Source organism: Streptomyces sp. NPDC090119, assembly GCF_044747085.1.
Taxonomy (GTDB): domain Bacteria; phylum Actinomycetota; class Actinomycetes; order Streptomycetales; family Streptomycetaceae; genus Streptomyces.
In genome coordinates, this window is sequence record NZ_JBIVDK010000002.1 from 697,076 (window position 1) to 717,081 (window position 20,006).

At 72.3% G+C, this 20,006-nt stretch carries 16 protein-coding genes; 4 read left to right on the forward strand and 12 right to left on the reverse strand.

Annotated features, from left to right (window positions below):
• Positions 1 to 111 precede the first annotated feature (111 nt).
• Complete coding sequence (locus tag ACIPPM_RS10590; RefSeq protein WP_401446425.1) at positions 112 to 3,261, reverse strand: S41 family peptidase; 3,150 nt, start codon at positions 3,259 to 3,261, stop codon at positions 112 to 114.
• A 122-nt stretch (positions 3,262 to 3,383) separates the two neighbouring features.
• Positions 3,384 to 3,932: a hypothetical protein gene (locus ACIPPM_RS10595; protein ID WP_401445543.1), complete on the reverse strand. Its 549-nt coding sequence runs from the start codon at positions 3,930 to 3,932 to the stop codon at positions 3,384 to 3,386.
• A gap of 87 nt (positions 3,933 to 4,019) precedes the next feature.
• Here ACIPPM_RS10595 and ACIPPM_RS10600 point away from each other — a divergent pair, with 87 nt between their 5' ends.
• On the forward strand, positions 4,020 to 4,400 hold the full coding sequence (locus tag ACIPPM_RS10600) for a hypothetical protein (protein WP_401445545.1): 381 nt from the start codon (positions 4,020 to 4,022) through the stop codon (positions 4,398 to 4,400).
• A gap of 29 nt (positions 4,401 to 4,429) precedes the next feature.
• Here ACIPPM_RS10600 and ACIPPM_RS10605 read toward each other — a convergent pair whose 3' ends face one another.
• The 4 genes from ACIPPM_RS10605 to hrcA all read right to left on the reverse strand — a co-directional run bounded on the left by ACIPPM_RS10605 (position 4,430) and on the right by hrcA (position 8,517).
• Entirely contained in the window at positions 4,430 to 5,176 is a 747-nt protein-coding gene (locus ACIPPM_RS10605; RefSeq protein ID WP_401445547.1) for a 16S rRNA (uracil(1498)-N(3))-methyltransferase, read from the reverse strand.
• Positions 5,173 to 6,273 (reverse strand): nitronate monooxygenase, encoded by a 1,101-nt coding sequence (locus tag ACIPPM_RS10610; protein ID WP_401445549.1) that lies wholly within the window; start codon positions 6,271 to 6,273, stop codon positions 5,173 to 5,175. The genes ACIPPM_RS10605 and ACIPPM_RS10610 overlap by 4 nt, the downstream gene beginning before the upstream one ends.
• 87 nt (positions 6,274 to 6,360) lie before the next feature.
• Positions 6,361 to 7,500, reverse strand: a complete 1,140-nt coding sequence (gene dnaJ, locus ACIPPM_RS10615; RefSeq protein ID WP_401445551.1) for a molecular chaperone DnaJ — start codon at positions 7,498 to 7,500, stop codon at positions 6,361 to 6,363.
• Positions 7,501 to 8,517 carry a heat-inducible transcriptional repressor HrcA gene (gene hrcA, locus ACIPPM_RS10620; RefSeq protein ID WP_135785882.1) on the reverse strand — a complete coding sequence of 339 codons (1,017 nt, stop codon included), beginning with the start codon at positions 8,515 to 8,517 and terminating at the stop codon, positions 7,501 to 7,503.
• A gap of 158 nt (positions 8,518 to 8,675) precedes the next feature.
• Between hrcA and ACIPPM_RS10625 the strand changes: the two genes are divergently transcribed.
• Together ACIPPM_RS10625 and ACIPPM_RS10630 are read left to right on the forward strand one after the other, a co-directional pair.
• Positions 8,676 to 9,398, forward strand: coding sequence for an MBL fold metallo-hydrolase (locus ACIPPM_RS10625; RefSeq protein WP_401445554.1), 723 nt, complete (start codon positions 8,676 to 8,678; stop codon positions 9,396 to 9,398).
• A gap of 34 nt (positions 9,399 to 9,432) precedes the next feature.
• Positions 9,433 to 10,242, forward strand: coding sequence for a DUF3097 domain-containing protein (locus ACIPPM_RS10630; RefSeq protein WP_401445556.1), 810 nt, complete (start codon positions 9,433 to 9,435; stop codon positions 10,240 to 10,242).
• Here ACIPPM_RS10630 and ACIPPM_RS10635 read toward each other — a convergent pair.
• The 5 genes from ACIPPM_RS10635 to lepA all read right to left on the reverse strand — a co-directional run bounded on the left by ACIPPM_RS10635 (position 10,220) and on the right by lepA (position 18,245).
• The gene (locus tag ACIPPM_RS10635) at positions 10,220 to 10,798 is read right to left on the reverse strand and encodes a Uma2 family endonuclease (protein WP_401445558.1); all 579 of its coding nucleotides are present in this window, start codon (positions 10,796 to 10,798) and stop codon (positions 10,220 to 10,222) included. The genes ACIPPM_RS10630 and ACIPPM_RS10635 overlap by 23 nt on opposite strands.
• Positions 10,799 to 10,898: 100 nt before the next feature.
• Positions 10,899 to 12,131: a radical SAM family heme chaperone HemW gene (gene hemW / locus ACIPPM_RS10640; RefSeq protein WP_401445560.1), complete on the reverse strand. Its 1,233-nt coding sequence runs from the start codon at positions 12,129 to 12,131 to the stop codon at positions 10,899 to 10,901.
• A 47-nt stretch (positions 12,132 to 12,178) separates the two neighbouring features.
• The gene (locus ACIPPM_RS10645; protein WP_401446428.1) at positions 12,179 to 14,044 is read right to left on the reverse strand and encodes a SpoIIE family protein phosphatase; all 1,866 of its coding nucleotides are present in this window, start codon (positions 14,042 to 14,044) and stop codon (positions 12,179 to 12,181) included.
• A 170-nt stretch (positions 14,045 to 14,214) separates the two neighbouring features.
• Positions 14,215 to 16,089 carry an AMP-dependent synthetase/ligase gene (locus tag ACIPPM_RS10650; protein WP_401445564.1) on the reverse strand — a complete coding sequence of 625 codons (1,875 nt, stop codon included), beginning with the start codon at positions 16,087 to 16,089 and terminating at the stop codon, positions 14,215 to 14,217.
• A gap of 278 nt (positions 16,090 to 16,367) precedes the next feature.
• Positions 16,368 to 18,245 carry a translation elongation factor 4 gene (gene lepA / locus ACIPPM_RS10655; RefSeq protein ID WP_401445566.1) on the reverse strand — a complete coding sequence of 626 codons (1,878 nt, stop codon included), beginning with the start codon at positions 18,243 to 18,245 and terminating at the stop codon, positions 16,368 to 16,370.
• 228 nt (positions 18,246 to 18,473) lie between these two features.
• On the opposite strand from lepA, the gene rpsT reads away from it, so the two are divergent.
• Positions 18,474 to 18,740 carry a 30S ribosomal protein S20 gene (gene rpsT, locus ACIPPM_RS10660; RefSeq protein WP_030814907.1) on the forward strand — a complete coding sequence of 89 codons (267 nt, stop codon included), beginning with the start codon at positions 18,474 to 18,476 and terminating at the stop codon, positions 18,738 to 18,740.
• Between the two features lie 247 nt (positions 18,741 to 18,987).
• Here rpsT and holA read toward each other — a convergent pair whose 3' ends face one another.
• Positions 18,988 to 19,977, reverse strand: coding sequence for a DNA polymerase III subunit delta (holA, locus tag ACIPPM_RS10665; protein WP_393598529.1), 990 nt, complete (start codon positions 19,975 to 19,977; stop codon positions 18,988 to 18,990).
• Positions 19,978 to 20,006: the final 29 nt, after the last annotated feature.

A 20,006-nucleotide genomic window follows, 5' to 3' on the forward strand; every position in this document is an offset into this window, starting at 1 on the left:
CTCGCTTTCGCCGATGATCTTTGCCTTCGGCATCCTAGTCGTTCGGGTGCGGGGCCGTTGTGGTTGCTCGCGCCCGGCGGCGGAGCCGCTGATCGACACAGCCCCGCGCCCCTAAGAGGTTGGCAGAGTGGGCGGGGTTTTTGCCGGCTCCCTCTCCAGTGCTTCCAACGCCAGGTCTATCGCCTTGTCCAGCTGGGGGTCCGTACCCGCTGCCCAGTCCTGGGGGCGCATCGGGATCTCCACGTCCGGGTCGACGCCGTGGTTCTCCACGTCCCAGCCCGCGCCCTCCATCCAGAAGGCGTACTTGGGCTGGGTGATGACGGTGCCGTCGACCAGGCTGTAGCGGCTGTCGATGCCGATCACGCCGCCCCAGGTGCGGGTGCCGACCACCGGGCCGATGCCGAGGGCGCGGATGGCGGCGTTGACGATGTCGCCGTCGGAGCCGGAGAACTCGTCGGCGACGGCCACCACGGGACCTCGGGGGGCGTCCTGGGGGTAGCTCACCGGGCTCATGCCCCGGGGGAGGTCCCAGCCGACGATGCGGCGGGCGAGCTTCTCCACCACGAGCTGGGAGGTGAAGCCGCCGCGGTTCTCGCGGACGTCCACGACCAGGCCCTCGCGGGCGACCTCCACGCGCAGGTCGCGGTGGATCTGCGCCCAGCCGGGGGCCTGCATGTCGGGGACGTGGAGGTAGCCGAGGCGGCCGCCGGAGCGTTCGTGGACGTGGGCGCGGCGGCCCTCGACCCAGGCGTGGTAGCGCAGCGGCTCCTCGTCGGCGAGGGGCACGACGACCGCGTGCCGGGGTTCGCCGCCGCCCGCCGGGGCGACGGTCAGCTCGACGGGCTTCCCGGCGGTGCCGAGCAGCAGCGGGCCGGGCCCGCTGACCGGGTCGACGGGGCGACCGCCGATGGCGAGGAGCGTGTCACCGGGACGGACGGCGACACCGGGCGCGGCGAGCGGCGAGCGGGCCTCCGGGTCGGAGGTCTCCGAGGGCAGCACCCGGTCGATGCGCCAACTGCCTTCGTCGTGGCGGGCGATGTCGGCGCCCAGCAGCCCTTGCGGGGCGCCGCCGCTCCAGCCGCCGGGCGGGACGACGTAGGCGTGGGAGGTGCCGAGTTCGCCGTGCACCTCCCAGAGGAGGTCCACGAGGTCGTCGTGGGTGGCGAGACGGCCGAGGACGGGACGGTAGCGGTCCAGGACGCCGTCCCAGTCGACGCCGCCCATGTCGGGGCGCCAGAAGTTGTCCCGCATGATCCGGCCGGTCTCGTCGTACATCTGGTGCCATTCGGCGACCGGGTCGACGGTGTGGCGGACCCGGCCGAGGTCGACCTTGATACGGGAGTCGCCGTCCTCGTCGTCCGGGGCACGGCGGTCGGCGGGTACGACGCGGAGCCTGCCGTCGCTCCACAGCAGTACACGGCGGCCGTCGCCGCTGACCTCGAAGTGGTCGGCGTCGGAGCCCAGTTGCTCCAGCCGGTGCTGGGCGAGGTCGTAGCGCTCCAGCTCGGTCTTGGGATCGGGGGCGTCGGGGGTGGCGCGGGAGACGCCGAGAACGCCGCGCACCGGGTGGCGCAGCCAGAGCATGCCGTCCTTGGCCGCGCGCAGGTTGCCGTACCGGGCGGCCTCGACGGGGAAGGGCACGATGCGGTCGGCCAGCCCGTCGAGGTCGACGCGGGTGGCGGGTGCGCCCTCGGCACCGGGGGTCTCGTCCCGGTCGGGGGTGCCGAAGGGGCGGCCGTGGCGCTGGGGGCCGAACGGGGAGGGTGTGGTCGCGGCGAGGGTGATGAGGTGCGGGCGGACGCCCTCCACGAAGGCGAGATCGAAGACGTGCTGGTCGAAGACGGGGTCGAAGGCCCGGTTGGAGAGGAACGCCAGGTGTCGGCCGTCGAGGGTGAAGACCGGCTCGTAGTCGGCGAAGCGCAGCGGGGTGGCCTCGGTGACGGTGAGGTCGGTGGTGGCCGCGAGCCGGATCTGGGAGAGCGGGCCGGGGCCGGGGTGGGTCCAGGCGAGCCAGCCGGAGTCGGGTGAGAAGGCCAGGCCATGCGGGTCGCCGTCGCCGCTGCGGTCGACCTCGCGGATCTCGCCGGTCTCCCGCTCGACGAGCAGCAGCCTGCCGTCGTGGGAGGCGACGGCGGCGCGGGTGCCGTCCGGGGACATGGCGAGTTCGAGCACGCGGCCGAGCCGTCCGGCGGCGAGGCGGCGCGGGACGGTGCCGGGGGCGAGGCCGGTGGCGGGCGCGAACTCCAGCGCGTCGTCACCCTCGGCGTCGGTCACCCACACCACCCATTCCTCGCCGCCCGCGCGGAAGGCGCGCGGCAGCCGGGCGCGCACGCCGGGCTCCGCGGCGAGGGCGCGGGCCGGTCCGGCACGGTGGGTGACCCAGTGCACGGTGCCGCGCACGGCGACCGCGCTGCCGCGCCCGGTGTGGTCGGGGGTGGCGGAGTCCAGCCAGCGGGCGGCGTCCACGACGAAGGGCTGCAGGTCGGTACGGGCGCCGCCGAGCCGGATGCCGGGGCGGCGGGGTTCGGCGCCGTCGAGGTCGTCCAGGACCCAGAGCTGTCCGGCGGCGACGTAGACGACGCGGACGCCGTCACTCGCGGCGTGCCGGGCGTAGAACCCGCCGAGCGGGGTGTGGCGGCGCAGGTCGGAGCCGTCGGCGAGGGAGGAGTACAGGGCGCCGGTGCCCTCGTGGTCGGAGAGGAACGCGAGGCGGTCGCCGACCCAGGACGGGTACTCGATGTTGCCGTCCAGCTCCTCGTGCAGCCGGACGAACTCGCCTTCGCCGTCCCGGTCGATCCAGAGCTTGCCCGCGGTGCCGCCCCGGTACCGCTTCCAGGCGGAGGCGTCCCGGTTCATCGAGGCCGACAGCAGCACGGTGTGCGGGCCGTGGGCGACGGCGCCCACGGGGCCGTACGGGAGGGTGGCCGCCGGGCCGCCGTCGAGCGGGACGGCGCGGGCCCAGCTGTGGCGGGTGCTGTGCCGTCCGGCCGCGCTGATCGCCAGGACCTCGCCGTCGGGGGTCCAGCCGCGGACCTGGGTGCGGCGGCTGCCCCAGTGGGTCAGGCGCCGGGAGGGTCCGCCGTCGACGGGGGCGGTGTGCACCTCGGGGGCGCCGTCGCGGGTGGAGGTCCAGGCGAGGGTGGTGCCGTCCGGGGAGATGCGGGGGTGGTTCACCGGGACGTTGTCGGCGCTGACCCGCCAGGCCCGGCCGCCGTCCAGCGGGGCGACCCAGACGTCGTCCTCCGCGGTGAAGGTGATCAAGTCGCCCCGCACATGCGGGAAGCGGAGATACGAGGCGGCGTCTTCCGTGGCAGCACCCTGAGTCACGCGATCACCCTACGCGCGAACGTCCCTCCGTGGACCCGGAATTGATCACTCCTGCGCTACTTGCCCTCGACGGGCCTGCAGGAGGGGTCGTTCTCGCACCACAGGGTGCGGGTGACGGTGACGGTCACCGTGGGCCGGGGCTGTCCGGGCGGCCGGTAGGTCGCGGGCGGGGTGTAGGAGGGGCCCACATCGCAGTTGCCGAGCCCGCTGACCCGGAAGACCTGCCGTCCGCCGACCTCGGCGGTGAGATTGCCGCGCACGCAGGCCCCGCTCACCGCGCGGGTCACCTTGCCGGTGACGGTGATGTCCCGCCCGTCCTTGGTCTTCCCCTGGCAGTCCACGGTGACCACGGTGGACTCGCTCGGCGACCCGCCGGCCGACGACCCGCCGACCTGCCTGCCGGTACAGGTCAGCCAACTCACGTCCACATCACGCTTCTTCAGTGCGTCGGTCGCCGTCGAGTCGGTGGTGTACGCGACCGAGGCCGCCCCCAGCTCGCCGGGCTGACATCCCGTCACCCCGGCGGCGACCAGCACCGCGAGCCCGGTCACGGCCAGCAGCCGCACGGGACGCGGACCGCGGCGTATCCACATCGATGCCCCCATACGGCCCAGCGTCCCACCGACTCCCGCACGGCGGAAGGCCGCATACAGCCAGTCACCCGAACGTGCGGCCCTCAGTACGCTGCCCCTGTGCGCAGCGACGAACGCAGACTCAGGCACCTGACCCTGCCGGACGGCACCGCGTACCGGTGGTCGGTCCGGCACCGGCGCCTCACGGGCGACCGGCACCGGGAGGTGCTGACCCTGCACCGGGACGGCGCCGCCGTACGCGTCGTCTTCGACGAGGGGCCCGGCCGTGTCGCGGGCACCGGATTCCACTTCCACACCGGGCTGGTGAGCGACGAGCACGGGAACTGGGTGAACCTGCACGAACCCGCCGTCGTCCGGGCGTTCGTGGACGAGATCCGTCGGCGCGGGGACACGGTCGGCGAGGTGGACGGGTGGGAGCTGCTGCCGGCCGTCGCCGTCAGCCGGGCAGCGGCAGCACCGGCTCGACGCTCCGGGCGGTGAAGACGAGCTGGGTGCCGAGCGGGTTCAGTTCAGGACCAGCGGCCGGTGCGGCCCAGCAGGAGGGCGGTCGCGGCGGTGCCCGCGGTGGAGGTGCGCAGGACCGAGGGGCCGAGCACGCAGGCGCGGGCACCGGCTTCCTCGAAGAGCGCCAACTCGTCGCGCGAGACGCCCCCTTCGGGACCGACGACGAGCACGATCTCGCCCTCGGCGGGCAGTTCGGCGGTGGCCAGCGGGACCGACTCGTGGTCGAAGTCGGAGTGCAGCACGGCGGCGAAGTCGGCCCGCGCGAGAAGTGCCGCCACCTGCTTGGTCGTTGCCGTGTCCGCGACCTCGGGGAAGCGGACCCGCCGGGACTGCTTGCCCGCCTCGCGGGCGGTGGAGCGCCACTTGCCGAGCGCCTTCAGCCCCCGCTCGCCCTTCCACTGGGTGATGCAGCGCGACGCCTGCCAGGGCACGATCCGGTCGACCCCGGTCTCGGTCATGGTCTCCACGGCGACTTCACCCCGGTCACCCTTGGGCAGTGCCTGCACGACGGTGATGCGGGGCCGCGGCTCCGGCTCCTCGCGCACCTCGGGCAGCTCGACGATCAGCCGGTCCTTGCCCTCGGTGCCGGTGACCCGGCACTGCGCGTAGCGCCCGGCGCCGTCGGTGAGGACGACCTCCTCGCCGGGTTCGAGCCGCTTCACGGAGACGGCGTGCCGTCCCTCGGGGCCGTCGAGTACGTACCGGGTGCCGTCCGCGCGGAAGTGCTCGACGACGAAGACGGGCGCGGTCATCGCGCGTCCCCTCCCTGGGCTCTGATGGGTCGGTACTGGCGCCCCGACTCGCCCCGTACGAGGTTGAGTTCGGCGGCGAGGGTGCGGACGAGTTCGGCCGCGGGCAGCGGCCGGGCAAGCCGGTGGCCCTGGCCCGCCCAGAGCGACATGCCCTGGGCGTCCCCGGCGGCGGTGGCGGCCTTGCGCAGCGGCGCGGTCAGGTGGTGCACGTCGGGGTAGGCGGCGGGCGCGTACGGCCCGTGCTCACGCAGGAAGCGGTTGGTCAGGGCGCGCGCCGGGCGTCCGGAGAAGGCGCGGGTCAGCTCGGTGCGCGGGAACACCGGGTCGGTCAGCGCCCGCTTGTGGGCCTCGGGGGCGCCGGACTCGGGGGTGGCGAGGAACGCGGTGCCGAGCTGGGCGGCGGTGGCCCCGGCGGCGAGGGCGGCGGCGATCTGCGCGCCCCGCATGATGCCTCCGGCGGCGACGACCGGGATCTCGACGGCCTGCGCGACCTGGGTGACCAGGGACAGCAGGCCGAGTCCGGTGCCGTCGTTCTCCGCGAGGTCGCGGTGGGTGCCCTGGTGGCCGCCCGCCTCGATGCCCTGCGCGATCACCGCGTCCGCCCCGGCCCGCTCGACCGCGCGGGCCTCTTCGACGGTGGTGGCGGTGACCAGGGTGACGGTCCCGGCGCGGCGCAGCGCGGCCAGCGCCTCCGGGTCGGGCACACCGAAGTGGAAGGAGACGGCGGCGACGGGATCGTCCAGCAGGACGGCGAGCTTGGCGTCGTAGCCGTCGTCGCGGCCGCCGTCGGGGTCGCCGGTCCCGGTCTCGTACCAGGCGGCCTCACCGGCCAGTTGCTGTGCGTACAGCTCGACCGCGCCGGACTCGGCGTGGGCGGGCTGGGGCAGGAAGAGGTTGACGCCGAAGGGGCGGCTGGTCAGCCCGCGCAGCCGCTTGATCTCGCGGTACATGCCGTCGGCGGTCTTGTATCCGGCGGCGAGGAAACCGAGCCCTCCGGCCTCGGAGACGGCGGCGGCCAGTTCCGGCACGGCGACACCGCCCGCCATGGGGGCCTGCACGATCGGGTGCACGACGAGATCGGCCAGTGCGGAGGACATGCCCGCATGGTGTCATGTCCGCCTGACAAGTCCGAATCGGGCCGGACGGGGCCGACCGGGGTCGGGGGGCGCGAACGCCCCCCGACATCAGCGTCCGTTGAACGCGTCCTTCAGCCGGGAGAACAGCCCCTGCTGGCCGGGCTGGAACTGACCCGTGGGCCGCTCCTCGCCGCGCAGCTTGGACAGCTCCCGCAGCACCCGCTCCTGCTCGGCGTCGAGCTTGGTCGGGGTGGTGACCTCGACGTGCACGATGAGGTCGCCCCGGCCGCCGCCGCGCAGATGCGTGACGCCCCGGTCGTGCAGCGGGATCGACTGGCCGGACTGGGTGCCGGGCCGGATGTCGACCTCCTCCATGCCGTCCAGCGTCTCCAGCGGCACCTTGGTGCCGAGGGCCGCGGCCGTCATCGGGATGGTGACCGTGCAGTGCAGGTCGTCGCCGCGCCGCTGGAAGGTGGAGTGCGGCAGCTCGTGGATCTCGACGTACAGGTCACCGGCGGGGCCGCCGCCGGGGCCGACCTCGCCCTCGCCCGCGAGCTGGATACGGGTGCCGTTGTCGACACCGGCGGGGATCTTCACGGTCAGGGTGCGCCGGGAGCGGACCCGGCCGTCGCCCGCGCACTCGGGGCACGGGGTCGGGACCACGGTGCCGAAGCCCTGGCACTGGGGGCAGGGGCGGGAGGTCATGACCTGGCCCAGGAAGGACCGGGTGACCTGGGAGACCTCGCCACGGCCGCGGCACATGTCACAGGTCTGCGCGGTGGTGCCGGGGGCCGCGCCCTCGCCGCTGCAGGTGTTGCAGACGACCGCCGTGTCGACCTGGATGTCCTTGGTCGTGCCGAAGGCCGCCTCGTCCAGCTCGACCTCGATCCGGATCATCGCGTCCTGGCCGCGCCGGGTGCGCGAGCGCGGGCCGCGCTGCGACGCCGTACCGAAGAACGCGTCCATGATGTCGGAGAAGTTGCCGAAGCCACCGGCCCCGAAACCGCCCGCGCCACCGGCGCCGCCGGCCTGCGAGAGGGGGTCGCCGCCGAGGTCGTAGACCTGCTTCTTCTGCGGGTCCGACAACACCTCGTAGGCGGCGTTGATCTCCTTGAACCGCTCCTGGGTCTTCGGATCGGGATTGACGTCCGGATGCAGCTCGCGCGCGAGCCTGCGGAACGCCTTCTTGATCTCATCCTGCGACGCGTCGCGGCGCACGCCGAGAACGGCGTAGTAATCCGTGGCCACTTACGACTCCGCCAGGATCTGTCCGACGTACCGTGCCACTGCGCGTACCGCTCCCATCGTTCCCGGGTAGTCCATGCGGGTCGGTCCGACCACGCCGAGCTTGGCAACCGCCTCGCCGCCCGAACCGTAGCCGACCGACACGACGGACGTGGAGTTGAGTCCCTCGTGGGCGTTCTCGTGCCCGATACGCACGGTCACGCCCGGATCTTTGGCCTCGCCGAGGAGCTTGAGGAGCACGACCTGCTCCTCGAGGGCCTCCAGCACGGGCCGGATCACCAGGGGGAAGTCATGTCCGAAACGGGTGAGATTGGCGGTGCCGCCGATCATCAGCCGTTCCTCGTTCTCCTCGACGAGTGTCTCCAGCAGAGTGGAGAGCACTGTGGAGACCGTACCGCGATCCTCCGCCTCGAAGGCATCGGGGAGGTCCTCGACCAATCGCGGTACGTCGCTGAACCGGCGTCCGGCCACCTTGCTGTTGAGCCGCGCCCGCAGGTCCGCGAGCGGTGCCTCGCCGAACGGCGCGGGGCAGTCGACCATCCGCTGCTCGACCCGGCCGGTGTCCGTGATCAGCACGAGCATCACGCGGGCGGGGGCGAGTGAGAGCAGTTCCACATGCCGGACCGTGGACCGGGTCAGTGAGGGGTACTGCACGACGGCGACCTGCCGGGTGAGCTGCGCGAGCAGCCGGACCGTGCGGGCCACGACGTCGTCGAGGTCGACCGCGCCCTCCAGGAAGTTCTGGATCGCACGCCGCTCGGGCGCCGTCATCGGCTTCACACCGGCGAGCTTGTCGACGAAGAGCCGGTAGCCCTTGTCGGTGGGGATGCGCCCGGCGCTGGTGTGCGGCTGGGCGATGAACCCCTCCTCCTCCAGCGCGGCCATGTCGTTGCGCACGGTGGCCGGGGAGACGCCGAGGCTGTGCCGTTCGGTGAGGGCCTTGGAGCCGACGGGCTCCTCGGTGCCGACGTAGTCCTGCACGATGGCGCGCAGTACCTGCAGCCTGCGTTCGCTCAGCATGCGCACCTCCATCACGTCGCCCCCCGGCCCCTGCGGTGTACCGCCTGGCACTCTGCGTACGCGAGTGCCAGACTTCCCCGGCCAGTGTACGGCCGTGGGGTGCTCATCGGGCAAGGTCGGTGCGGTCCGCCCGGCTTGTCCCCAGCTAGCGTGCGGGGATGACCGTGACTTGGGAAGACCTCGGGTGGGAGCGGCTGGCCGAAGGGGTGGGGCGGTGCCGACTGCCGGGCTGGGACTGCACGGTGGGGCTGGTGCTGGGCGTGGGCACGGCACTGGTGGTGGACGCGGGGTCGGGCCTCGCGGAGGGGGCCGGGCTGCGGGCCGCCGTGCGGAGGCTGGCCGGGCGCGATGTGACTCATCTCGCGCTGACCCACCCGCACTTCGATCATGTCCTGGGCGCCCCCGCCTTCGCCGGGGCGGAGGTCTACGGCGCGGTCGGGCTGGACGTGGTTCTCGCGCACGAGCGGGAGCCGCTGCGGCGGGACGCGGTCGGCCACGGGGTCCCGGCCGGGGAGGCGGAGGCCGCCGTACGCGCCCTGCTGCCGCCCGCGCATCTGGTGTCCGGCGAGTGGACGCTCGACCTCGGCGGCGGCCGCCAGGCGCTGCTGGCCAACGTCGGCCCCGCGCACACCGCCCACGATCTCGCGGTGCTGGTGCCCGGCTCCCCCGAGGTCGTCTTCTGCGGCGACCTGGTCGAGGAGTCCGGCGAACCGCAGGCGGGCCCGGACGCGGTGCCGTCCCGCTGGCCCGCCGCGCTGGACCGGCTGCTGGCCCTGGGCGGCGAGGACGCGCTGTACGTGCCCGGTCACGGAGCGGTGGTCGACGCTGCCTTCGTACGACGTCAACGCGACGCCCTGGCAGCACGTTTCGGCGTGTCCTGAGTACCGGGCGGCCGCTTCTCCTATGGTCATCAGAATGCGCGACTACTCCCCCGACCTGACCGCCCCCTGGAAGAAGCCTCAGCCGGTGCCCGAGGTGGCGGCGGAGCCGGGGCTGGTGGTGGAGGAGCCCGGTACCGGGTTCTGCGGGGCGGTGATCCGCTGCGAGGCGGGGACGGTGACGCTGGAGGACCGCTTCGGCAAGCACCGGGTGTTCCCGCTGGAGCCGCGCGGCTTCCTGCTGGAGGGCCGCCCGGTCACCCTGGTCCGCCCGGCCGCCGCCCCGGCGAAGCCCGCCCGCACCGCCTCCGGCTCCGTCGCCGTCCCGGGCGCCCGCGCCCGCGTGGCCCGCGCCGGGCGGATCTACGTCGAGGGTCGGCACGACGCCGAGCTGGTGGAGAAGGTCTGGGGCGATGACCTGCGCATCGAGGGCGTGGTCGTGGAGTACCTGGAGGGCGTGGACGATCTGCCCTCGATCGTGGCCGAATTCGCCCCCGACGCGGACGCCCGCCTGGGCATCCTGGTCGACCATCTGGTGCCCGGCACCAAGGAGTGGCGCATCGCCCGGTCGGTGACCAGCGAGCACGCCCTGGTGGTCGGGCACCCGTACATCGACATCTGGGAGGCCGTGAAACCGTCGGCCGTCGGCATCCCCGCCTGGCCCCGCGTCCCCCACGGCCAGGACTGGAAGAAGGGCGTCTGCAAGGCCCTGGGCTGGCCGGAAAACACCGGTGCGGTGTGGCAGGCGATCCTGGCGAAGGTGACGTCTTATCGGGACCTGGAGCCGGAGCTGCTGGGGCGGGTGGAGGAACTGATCGACTTCGTCACGGATAGCGGTGGGGCCTGACCCCAGGCAGGGTCCCGAATTCGTCCGTGTCCAGTTCAATGCCGAGTACATCCAGCGGTAGTCGGTCACCGAATTTGATGATCTCTTGGCTCCGGTAGTCCGCGTCATCCCCCTTGCCTGCGGGCTTTGTGAGCAGTACGGAGTGCCCCATGATCGGGTCGATGACGAGGTACGCGGGAATCTCCCCCGCCGCGTAGATCGAGCGCTTGATCACGTAATCGTGGTGCACGCTGGACTTGGAAACGACCTCAACCACCAAGCTGATCAGTCGGCATGGCACCAGACGTCCGCTGTCCGGCAGCAGGTCGCGCGCAAGGACCACCAGGTCGGGAACAGGTTCACTGGCCTCACCGAAGATGTCGATGTCCTGTGTCTGAAGACGCGACCAGCGCTGCCGTGGGATCTGGTCCTGCACATCGGTCACGATCCTGTTGTGCACGATGTCAGGGCTGGCCATCATCACGATTACCCCCCGGAGGAGCTCGACCTTGACCCCCTCCGGGGGTTCGAGTTCCTCGAAATACTTGGTCATCCCACGTTCGTCCACAGCGGTCATCTCCGTGGCCCTCCACATCCGCCGCGAGCTTTTGACGGCAGCCTACGGACCAGATTAGGGAGTGAACCGGCATCGCGCACCGATTCACCCCGGCGAGTGATCAGTCCACCAGGTCCCGCACCACCGCGTCCGCCAGCAGCCTTCCGCGCAGGGTGAGGGCCGCGTGGCCCTCGGTGTGGCGGTCGGGGCGGAGGAGGCCGTCGGTCAGGGCGCGGTCGGCGGCGGACAGGCCGGCCGGTTTCAAGAGGGACAGCGGGACGCCGTCGCGGAGGCGGAGTTCCAGGAGGATGCGCTCCACCCGGCGGTCCTCGTCGGAGAGGAGTTCGCGGCCCGCACCGGGGGTGCGGCCCGCGGCGAGGGCGGCCGCGTAGGCACCGGGGTGCTTGACGTTCCACCAGCGCACGCCGCCGATGTGGCTGTGGGCGCCGGGGCCCGCGCCCCACCAGTCGGCGCCGCGCCAGTACAGCTCGTTGTGCAGGCAGCGGGCGGCCTCGGTGGTGGCCCAGTTGGAGACCTCGTACCAGTGCATGCCAGCCGCGGTGAGCATCTCCTCGGCGATGAGGTACCGGTCGGCGTGCGTGTCGTCGTCGGTCATCGGGACCTCGCCGCGCCGGATGCGGCGGGCGAGCTGGGTGCCCTCCTCGACGATCAAGGCGTAGGCGCTGATGTGGTCGGGGCCCGCGCCGAGCGCCGCTTCCAGGGAGGCGCGCCAGTCGTCGTCGGACTCGCCGGGGGTGCCGTAGATCAGGTCGAGGTTGACGTGGTCGAACCCGGCGGCGCGGGCCTCGGCCACGCATGCCTCGGGGCGGCCGGGGGTGTGGGTGCGGTCGAGGATCTGCAGGACGTGCGGCTTGGCGCTCTGCATGCCGAAGGAGAGCCGGTTGAAGCCGCCTTCGCGGAGGGTGGCCAGGTAGGCGGGGTCGACGGAGTCCGGGTTGGCCTCGGTGGTGATCTCGGCGTCGGGCGCGAGGCCGAACTCGTCCCGGATCGCGCCCAGCATCCGCACCAGGTCCCCGGCGGCCAGCAGGGTGGGGGTGCCGCCGCCGACGAAGACCGTACGGACCTCGCGGGGGTCGTCGCCGAGCACCTTGCGGGCGAGGCGGATCTCCTCGACGACGGTGTCCGCGTAGTTGTCCCGCGAGGCGAGCACGCCGCCCGTGCCACGCAGCTCGGTGGCGGTGTAGGTGTTGAAGTCGCAGTAACCGCAGCGGGTGGCGCAGTAGGGGACGTGCAGATAGAACCCGAGGGGCCGCTCGGCGGCACCGGCGAGCGCGGCGGCGGGCAGCGCGCCGTCGTCGGGGACGGACTCGCCGTCGGGGAGTGCGGAAGGCATGTCCTCCATTGTCCCGCACCGCGCGCGGGACCCCGCGCACCCGCCTGTCACTGTGCCTGGAGCACCAGCAGGGCGAGATCGTCCTCGGGTTCGTCCTCGCCGAAGCCGTGCACCAGGTCGCGGATGCGGTCCGCGATGTGCTCGGCGCTCAGGCCCGTGCAGCCGGACAGGGCCCGGGCGAGGCCGTCGCCGTCGTCGAACTGGTCGGTGCCGGAGCGGCGCTCGGTGACGCCGTCGGTGACGCAGAGCAGGCTGTCGCCGGGGAGCAGCTCGATGGTGTCGCTGGTGTAGGTCTCGTCCTCGACGACGCCGAGCAGGGTCTGCGGGCGGGCGACGGTGCGCACCTCGCCGCCGGGGCCCAGCACCAGGGGCAGCGGGTGTCCGGCGGAGGCGAGGGTGCAGCGGACGCCGCCTTCGACGGGGGTCAGCTCGCCGTAGAGCAGGGAGAGGAAGCGGGTCTGCGGGCCGTCGCCGGGGGCGAAGGGGCCGCCTCCGGCGGCGATCAGGGCGCGGGCGGCGGCGTCGGCGGCCTCGGTGGCGTCGTCGAGGAGGAGCTGGTTGAGGCGGTCGAGGACGTCCGCGACGCCGTACCCCTCGCGGGCGAGCAGCCGGAGCCAGGGGCGGGCGAGGCCGATGACGACGGCGGCCTCGGGGCCCTTGCCCTGGACGTCGCCGACGGCGAAGCACCAGCGGCCCCGGCCTGCCGGGAACAGGTCGTAGAAGTCGCCGCTGGGGCCGCCCTGGTCGCGGGGTTCGTAGACGAGGGCGCTGGTCATGCCGGGGATCTCGGCGACGGCGCCGGGCAGCAGTCCGCGCTGGAGCACGGCGCTGATGGTGGCCTGCCGGGCGTACTGGCGGGCGGCGCCGATGGCGAGGGCGACCCGGCGGCCGAGGTCCTCGACCAGGCCGGTGACCTCGTCGGGGAAGCCGAGCAGTCCGCAGCGGCCGATGAGGAGGGTGCCCAGCGGGCGGCCGCCCGCGATCAGCCGGTAGGCGAGGGCGGTGCCGTGGGTGCCCTCGGGGCCGAGCGCGGTGCCGGGCCAGGGGTAGGGCTGGGGTCCGGAGCGCACGCCGTGGCCGGGGCGCGGTGGCTCCTTCTCCAGGGCCCCCTGGAGATCCTCGATCCGGCTCTCGCTGGCGTGCCAGACGCGGGCGGGCCCGTCGCCGCCGCCGCGTATGGTCGCCTCGTCCTCCAGCCAGATGGCGCACCAGTCGGCGAGCCGGGGCACGATCAGCTGGCCGGTGAGGGCGGCGACCAGGTTCTCGTCGAGCTGTCCGGCGAGGAGGTCGGAGGCTTCGGCGAGGAAGGACAGCGCGCCCCGGCCGAGCCAGTCGCGGTCGCCCGTGGCGCGCTGCGGCTGCGGGGCGAGGGCTTCGGCGGCGACCAGCGCGGGGGCGGGCGCGGGGCCGTCGGGCTCCTCGGTGCCGCCGGGCGGCAGCCGGGCCCAGACGGTCTTGCGGCCGGTGCGGTAGGTGACGCCCCAGGACTCGGCGAGGGTGGCGACCAGGCGCAGCCCGCGCCCGTGCTCGGAGGCCTCGTACGGGGCCTCGCCGTCGGGGTCGCGCGGGGCGCGGGCGGGGTGGTGGTCGTGGACCTCCACGACGAACGCGCCGTCCTCCTCCAGCCGCCAGTCGACCTCGACCGCGGTTCCGGCGTGGACGACGGCGTTGGTGACGAGTTCGCTGACGACGGCGGTGGCGTCGTCGCCGAGCCGGGCCGCGCCGGCCGGGCCGGTGAGGCCGAGGTCGGCCCAGTCGGTGAACGCGGCGCGCACCAGGGCGCGGGCCGAGCCGGGTGCCGCGGGGCTGCCGGGGAGGGTGGCCCGGCCCTGGGCGAGGGTGCGCGTGCCGGAGGGCGCCGGTGCGCCGTCCGCTCCGGCGTCGCCCGCCCGTTGCACGGGTATGGCCGCCATGTCCATGCGGCCAGGGTGACAGACAGGCGGGACGCATAAGCACCGAGTCACCGAAGTGAACGGCCGTGACGACGAACTCGGCTACCGCCTGGCCAGAAGGCGGTCAAATCCGGTCATGGCCGAAAGCGAACCCGCCGGGGCGGCCGAAAAACCACCCCGGCGGGTGCTCCTCACGCCTCGCGGGCCCCGTTGTACATCTCGTCGATCAGGCCCTTGTACTCCCGCTCGACCACGGGCCGCTTCAGCTTCAGGCTGGGCGTGATCTCCCCGTGCTCGACGTCGAGGTCGCGCGGCAGCAGCCGGAACTTCTTGATGGTCTGCCAGCGCTGGAGCCCCTGGTTGAGCTCCTTCACGAAGCCGTCGACCAGCTCGACGGTCTGCGGCGCGGCCACCACCTCGGCGTACGACTTGCCCTCCAGGCCGTTGTCGGCGGCCCACTGGAGGATCGTGGGCTCGTCGAGGGCGATGAGGGCGGTGCAGTAGTTCCGGTCGGCGCCGTGCACCAGGATGTTGGAGACGAAGGGGCAGACCGCCTTGAACTGGCCCTCGACCTCGGCGGGCGCCACGTACTTGCCGCCCGAGGTCTTGATCAGGTCCTTCTTGCGGTCGGTGATGCGCAGATAGCCGTCGGCGGACAGCTCGCCGATGTCGCCGGTGTGGAACCAGCCGTCGGACTCCAGCACCTCGGCGGTCTTCTCGGGCTGCTGGTGGTAGCCGTCCATGACGCCGGGGCCGCGCAGCAGGATCTCGCCGTCGTCCGCGATGCGCACCTCGCAGCCGGGCAGCGGCTTGCCGACCGTGCCGGTGCGGTACGCCTCACCGGGGTTCACGAAGGAGGCGGCGGAGGTCTCCGTGAGGCCGTACCCCTCGAGGATGTGGATGCCCGCGCCGGAGAAGAAGTAGCCGATCTCGGGGGCGAGGGCGGAGGCGCCGGAGACGCAGGCGCGCAGGTTGCCGCCGAACGCCTCGCGCAGCTTGCCGTAGACCAGGGCGTCGGCGGCCTTGTGCTTGGCGGCCAGCGCGAACGGCACGGAAGCGGTGCCGGTGCGGCGGAAGCTGTCCTGGGACGCCTTGGCGTAGTCGCGGGCCACCTCGGCGGCCCACTGGAAGATCTTGTACTTGGCCGCGCCGCCCTCGCGGGCCTTGGCGGCCACGCCGTTGTAGACCTTCTCGAAGATGCGCGGCACGGCGGCCATGTAGGTCGGCCGGACCACCGGCAGATTCTCGATGATCTTGTCCACCCGGCCGTCGACCGCGGTGACGTGGCCGACCTCGATCTGGCCGGAGGTGAGCACCTTGCCGAAGACATGGGCGAGGGGCAGCCAGAGGTACTGCACGTCGTCGGCGGAGATCAGGTCGGTCGAGGCGGTGGCCCGCGCCATGTACGCCCAGTTGTCGTGCGGCAGGCGCACACCCTTGGGGCGGCCGGTGGTGCCCGAGGTGTAGATGAGGGTGGCGAGCTGGTCGCGGGTGATCGCGCCGACCCGCTCCTTGATCAGCTCGGGGTGCTGCTCCAGGTAGGCGTTGCCGCGCTTCTCCAGTTCGGCGAGGGTGATCACCCAGTCACCGGTCTCGGCGCCCTCGGGGTCGATGACGACGACCTTGGTCAGCGCGGGCAGCTCCGCGCGCCGCTCCACCGCCTTGGCGACCTGGGCCGCGTCCTCGGCGATCAGCACCCGGCTCTCGGAGTCGGACAGGATGAACGACGACTCGTCGGCGTTGGTCTGCGGATAGACCGTGGTGGTGGCGCCACCCGCGCACATGATGCCGAGGTCGGCCAGAATCCACTCGACCCGGGTCGAGGAGGCGAGCGCCACCCGCTGCTCGGACTCGATCCCCAGCTCGATCAGACCGGCCGCGATCGCGTACACCCGCTCCGCCGCCTGGCCCCAGGTCAGCGACCGCCACTCGTCGGGGCCCTCACCGGAGGCCGCCGGGACCGGGTACCGGTATGCCTCGGCGTCCGGTGTGGCCGCCACGCGCTCCAGGAAGAGGGCCGCCACGGACGGCGGACGGTTCTCGATCAGGGTCTGTGTGTCGCTCACGACATCCTCCGGGGCCCGCGACGGTGCGGCTGACTCGGTGCGGCTGGGTGGACTCACTGGTTCGAAGCTGTTGTTTAACCCGCGAGTAACTAGCGAGCAGGCATCAGGGTAAGGGGCGACCGGCCACCGCGTAAGAGGCCACGGCCTGTGACTTCACACCGGAACCCCATCGAGATCCGCCCCCGGACCGCCCCCCGTACGAGCGCGGGCCCGCCGTACACATGTACGACGGGCCCCACTTTGCCCGGTTCGCTCCGACAACTCGGCGCGATCGCGGGCTACTTCTTGCCCTTGCCGGAGCTTCCGCCGCTGTCGTCGCTGGAGAGCACCGCGATGAACGCCTCCTGGGGAACCTCCACGGAACCCACCATCTTCATCCGCTTCTTGCCCTCCTTCTGCTTCTCCAGCAGCTTCCGCTTACGGGAGATGTCACCGCCGTAGCACTTGGCGAGGACGTCCTTGCGGATGGCGCGGATGGTCTCGCGGGCGATGACCCGCGAACCGATGGCGGCCTGGATCGGCACCTCGAACGCCTGCCGCGGGATCAGCTCGCGCAGCTTGGCGACGAGCCGGACCCCGTAGGCGTACGCCTGGTCCTTGTGGGTGACCGCCGAGAAGGCGTCCACCTTGTCGCCGTGCAGCAGGATGTCGACCTTGACCAGGCTGGACGCCTGCTCGCCGGTGGGCTCGTAGTCCAGGGAGGCGTAGCCGCGGGTCTTGGACTTCAGCTGGTCGAAGAAGTCGAAGACGATCTCCGCGAGCGGCAGCGTGTAGCGGATCTCGACCCGGTCCTCGGAGAGGTAGTCCATGCCGAGCAGGGTGCCGCGCCGGGTCTGGCACAGCTCCATGATCGAGCCGATGAACTCGGACGGCGCGAGGATCGTGGCGCGCACGACCGGCTCGTACACATCCGCGATCTTGCCCTCGGGGAACTCGCTCGGGTTGGTCACCGTGTGCTCGGTGCCGTCCTCCATGACCACGCGGTAGACCACGTTCGGCGCGGTGGCGATGAGGTCGAGGCCGAACTCGCGCTCCAGCCGCTCCCGGATCACGTCCAGGTGCAGCAGGCCGAGGAAGCCGACGCGGAAGCCGAAGCCGAGGGCGGCGGAGGTCTCCGGCTCGTAGACCAGGGCGGCGTCGTTGAGCTGGAGCTTGTCCAGCGCCTCGCGCAGCTCCGGGTAGTCCGAGCCGTCCAGCGGATACAGGCCCGAGAAGACCATCGGCTTCGGGTCCTTGTAGCCGCCGAGCGCCTCGGTCGCGCCCTTGGCCTGGCTGGTGACGGTGTCACCGACCTTGGACTGGCGGACGTCCTTCACACCGGTGATCAGGTAGCCCACCTCGCCGACGCCGAGACCGTCGGCCGGGAGCATCTCGGGCGAGCTGACGCCGATCTCCAGCAGCTCGTGGGTGGCGCCGGTGGACATCATCCGGATGCGCTCACGCTTGCTGAGCTGCCCGTCGATGACACGGACGTACGTCACGACGCCCCGGTAGGAGTCGTAGACCGAGTCGAAGATCATCGCGCGGGCGGGGGCGTCCGCGTTGCCGACCGGGGCCGGGATCTCCTTCACGACCTTGTTCAGCAGCGCGTCGACACCGAGGCCGGTCTTCGCGGAGACCTTGAGCACGTCGTCGGGGTCGCAGCCGATCAGGTTCGCCAGCTCCTCGGCGAACTTCTCCGGCTGGGCGGCCGGCAGGTCGATCTTGTTCAGCACCGGGATGATCTTGAGGTCGTTCTCCATCGCCAGGTACAGGTTGGCGAGGGTCTGCGCCTCGATGCCCTGCGCGGCGTCGACGAGGAGGACGGTCCCCTCGCAGGCGGCCAGCGACCGCGAGACCTCATAGGTGAAGTCGACGTGGCCCGGCGTGTCGATCATGTTCAGGATGTGCGTCGTGCCCTGGTCGGGGCCCTCGGTGGGGGCCCAGGGCAGACGCACCGCCTGGGACTTGATCGTGATGCCGCGCTCGCGCTCGATGTCCATGCGGTCGAGGTACTGAGCACGCATCTGCCGCTGCTCGACGACACCGGTCAGCTGGAGCATCCGGTCGGCGAGCGTGGACTTGCCGTGGTCGATGTGCGCGATGATGCAGAAGTTGCGGATCAGAGCCGGGGCGGTACGGCTCGGCTCGGGCACATTGTTAGGGATCGCGGGCACGCAGGGTCCTGTCTCTTGAGGCGCCTTGTGCCTCGGGTCGGATCGATACGTAGACTCCATGGTCCCACGGAGAGCGACCGGGGAGCGTTTTGGGCCGCCGTCGGGGCCGCTGGTACTGTAGAGCGCTGTGCCTCATGCCCTCTCAGCGCGAGGCGCGACGATAAATTTCTGGATCACCGGTACGGGACCCTTCGCGGGCCCGTGCCTGAACCTGTAAAGGCTCCTTTCGTGGCGAACATCAAGTCCCAGATCAAGCGGATCAAGACCAACGAGAAGGCTCGGCTGCGCAACAAGGCCGTCAAGTCCTCCCTGAAGACCGCGATCCGCAAGGCCCGCGAGGCCGCTGCCGCGGGTGACGTCGAGAAGGCCACCGAGTACCAGCGCGCTGCCGCGCGTCAGCTCGACAAGGCCGTCTCGAAGGGCGTCATCCACAAGAACCAGGCCGCCAACAAGAAGTCGGCGCTCTCGGCCAAGGTCGCGGACCTCAAGGGCTGAACCTCCTTCTGATCTGACCGCCGGAAGGACCCAGAGCGGGCCCTCTCTCTCCGCTCCCGTCCGGCACCCCGAAGCCACACGCGGCCTGCGTTCGCCACGCGGGTGTGGCTTCAGCATCTTGGTCCCGAGGCCCCGGTGCCCTTCCTTCCCAGGGAGGGCGCCGGGGCCTTCGGCATGCCTGGGGGTGGGTGCCCGAGCGGGCTGGGTGCGGGCCTGGGTGGTGAAGCTCAGGCCCGCTGCCTCCTCGTTACGCGCGTCCTCGGGAGCGGGCCGCCCTGGCGATGGTCACGACCGCCTTCTCCAGCGCGTACTCGGGGTCGTCACCGCCGCCCTTCACGCCCGCGTCGGCCTCTGCGACCGCGCGCAGCGCCACGGACACCCCCTCCGGGGTCCAGCCCCGCATCTGCTGCCGGACCCGGTCGATCTTCCACGGCGGCATGCCCAGCTCACGGGCGAGGTCGGCCGGACGCCCGCCCCGCGCCGAGGACAGCTTGCCGATGGCCCGCACGCCCTGGGCCAGCGCGCTGGTGATCAGCACCGGTGCCACCCCGGTCGACAGCGACCAGCGCAGCGCCTCCAGCGCCTCCGCCGTACGCCCCTCCACCGCCCGGTCGGCGACGGTGAAGCTCGATGCCTCGGCCCGCCCGGTGTAGTACCGGCCGACCACGGCCTCGTCGATCGTGCCCTCGACGTCGGCCACGAGCTGGGCCACGGCCGAGGCCAGTTCGCGCAGGTCGCTGCCGATCGCGTCGACCAGTGTCTGGCACGCCTCGGGCGTCGCGGACCGCCCGAACTCCCGGAACTCCCCTCTCACGAACGCCAGCCGGTCGGCGGGCTTGGTCATCTTCGGGCAGGCCACCTCGCGGGCGCCCACCTTCCTGGCCGCGTCCAGCAGGCCCTTGCCCTTAGCACCACCCGCGTGCAGCAGGACGAGCGTGATCTCCTCGGCGGGCGACCCGAGGTACGCCTTGACGTCCTTGACCGTGTCGGCAGAGAGATCCTGTGCATTGCGTACGACCACGACTTTGCGCTCGGAGAAGAGCGAGGGACTGGTCAGCTCGGCGAGGGTGCCGGGCTGCAACTGGTCCGGGGTGAGGTCGCGTACGTCCGTGTCGGCGTCGGCGGCGCGGGCGGCGGCCACCACCTCCCGCACGGCACGGTCGAGCAGGAGGTCCTCCTGGCCCACGGCAAGGGTCACCGGGGCGAGAGGGTCGTCATTCGCAGTCTTTCTTGCCATCACTGACAGCATCCCACGCGGCACCGACA

Coding starts and splice junctions, on each gene's coding strand:
- ACIPPM_RS10595 (WP_401445543.1), bottom strand. CDS start 3,932: ATGGGGGCATCGATGTGGATACGCCGCGGTCCGCGTCCCGTGCGGCTG.
- ACIPPM_RS10605 (WP_401445547.1), bottom strand. CDS start 5,176: ATGACCGCGCCCGTCTTCGTCGTCGAGCACTTCCGCGCGGACGGCACC.
- ACIPPM_RS10610 (WP_401445549.1), bottom strand. CDS start 6,273: ATGTCCTCCGCACTGGCCGATCTCGTCGTGCACCCGATCGTGCAGGCC.
- hrcA (WP_135785882.1), bottom strand. CDS start 8,517: ATGCTGAGCGAACGCAGGCTGCAGGTACTGCGCGCCATCGTGCAGGAC.
- ACIPPM_RS10625 (WP_401445554.1), top strand. CDS start 8,676: ATGACCGTGACTTGGGAAGACCTCGGGTGGGAGCGGCTGGCCGAAGGG.
- ACIPPM_RS10630 (WP_401445556.1), top strand. CDS start 9,433: ATGCGCGACTACTCCCCCGACCTGACCGCCCCCTGGAAGAAGCCTCAG.
- ACIPPM_RS10635 (WP_401445558.1), bottom strand. CDS start 10,798: ATGACCGCTGTGGACGAACGTGGGATGACCAAGTATTTCGAGGAACTC.
- hemW (WP_401445560.1), bottom strand. CDS start 12,131: ATGCCTTCCGCACTCCCCGACGGCGAGTCCGTCCCCGACGACGGCGCG.
- ACIPPM_RS10645 (WP_401446428.1), bottom strand. CDS start 14,044: ATGGCGGCCATACCCGTGCAACGGGCGGGCGACGCCGGAGCGGACGGC.
- holA (WP_393598529.1), bottom strand. CDS start 19,977: ATGGCAAGAAAGACTGCGAATGACGACCCTCTCGCCCCGGTGACCCTT.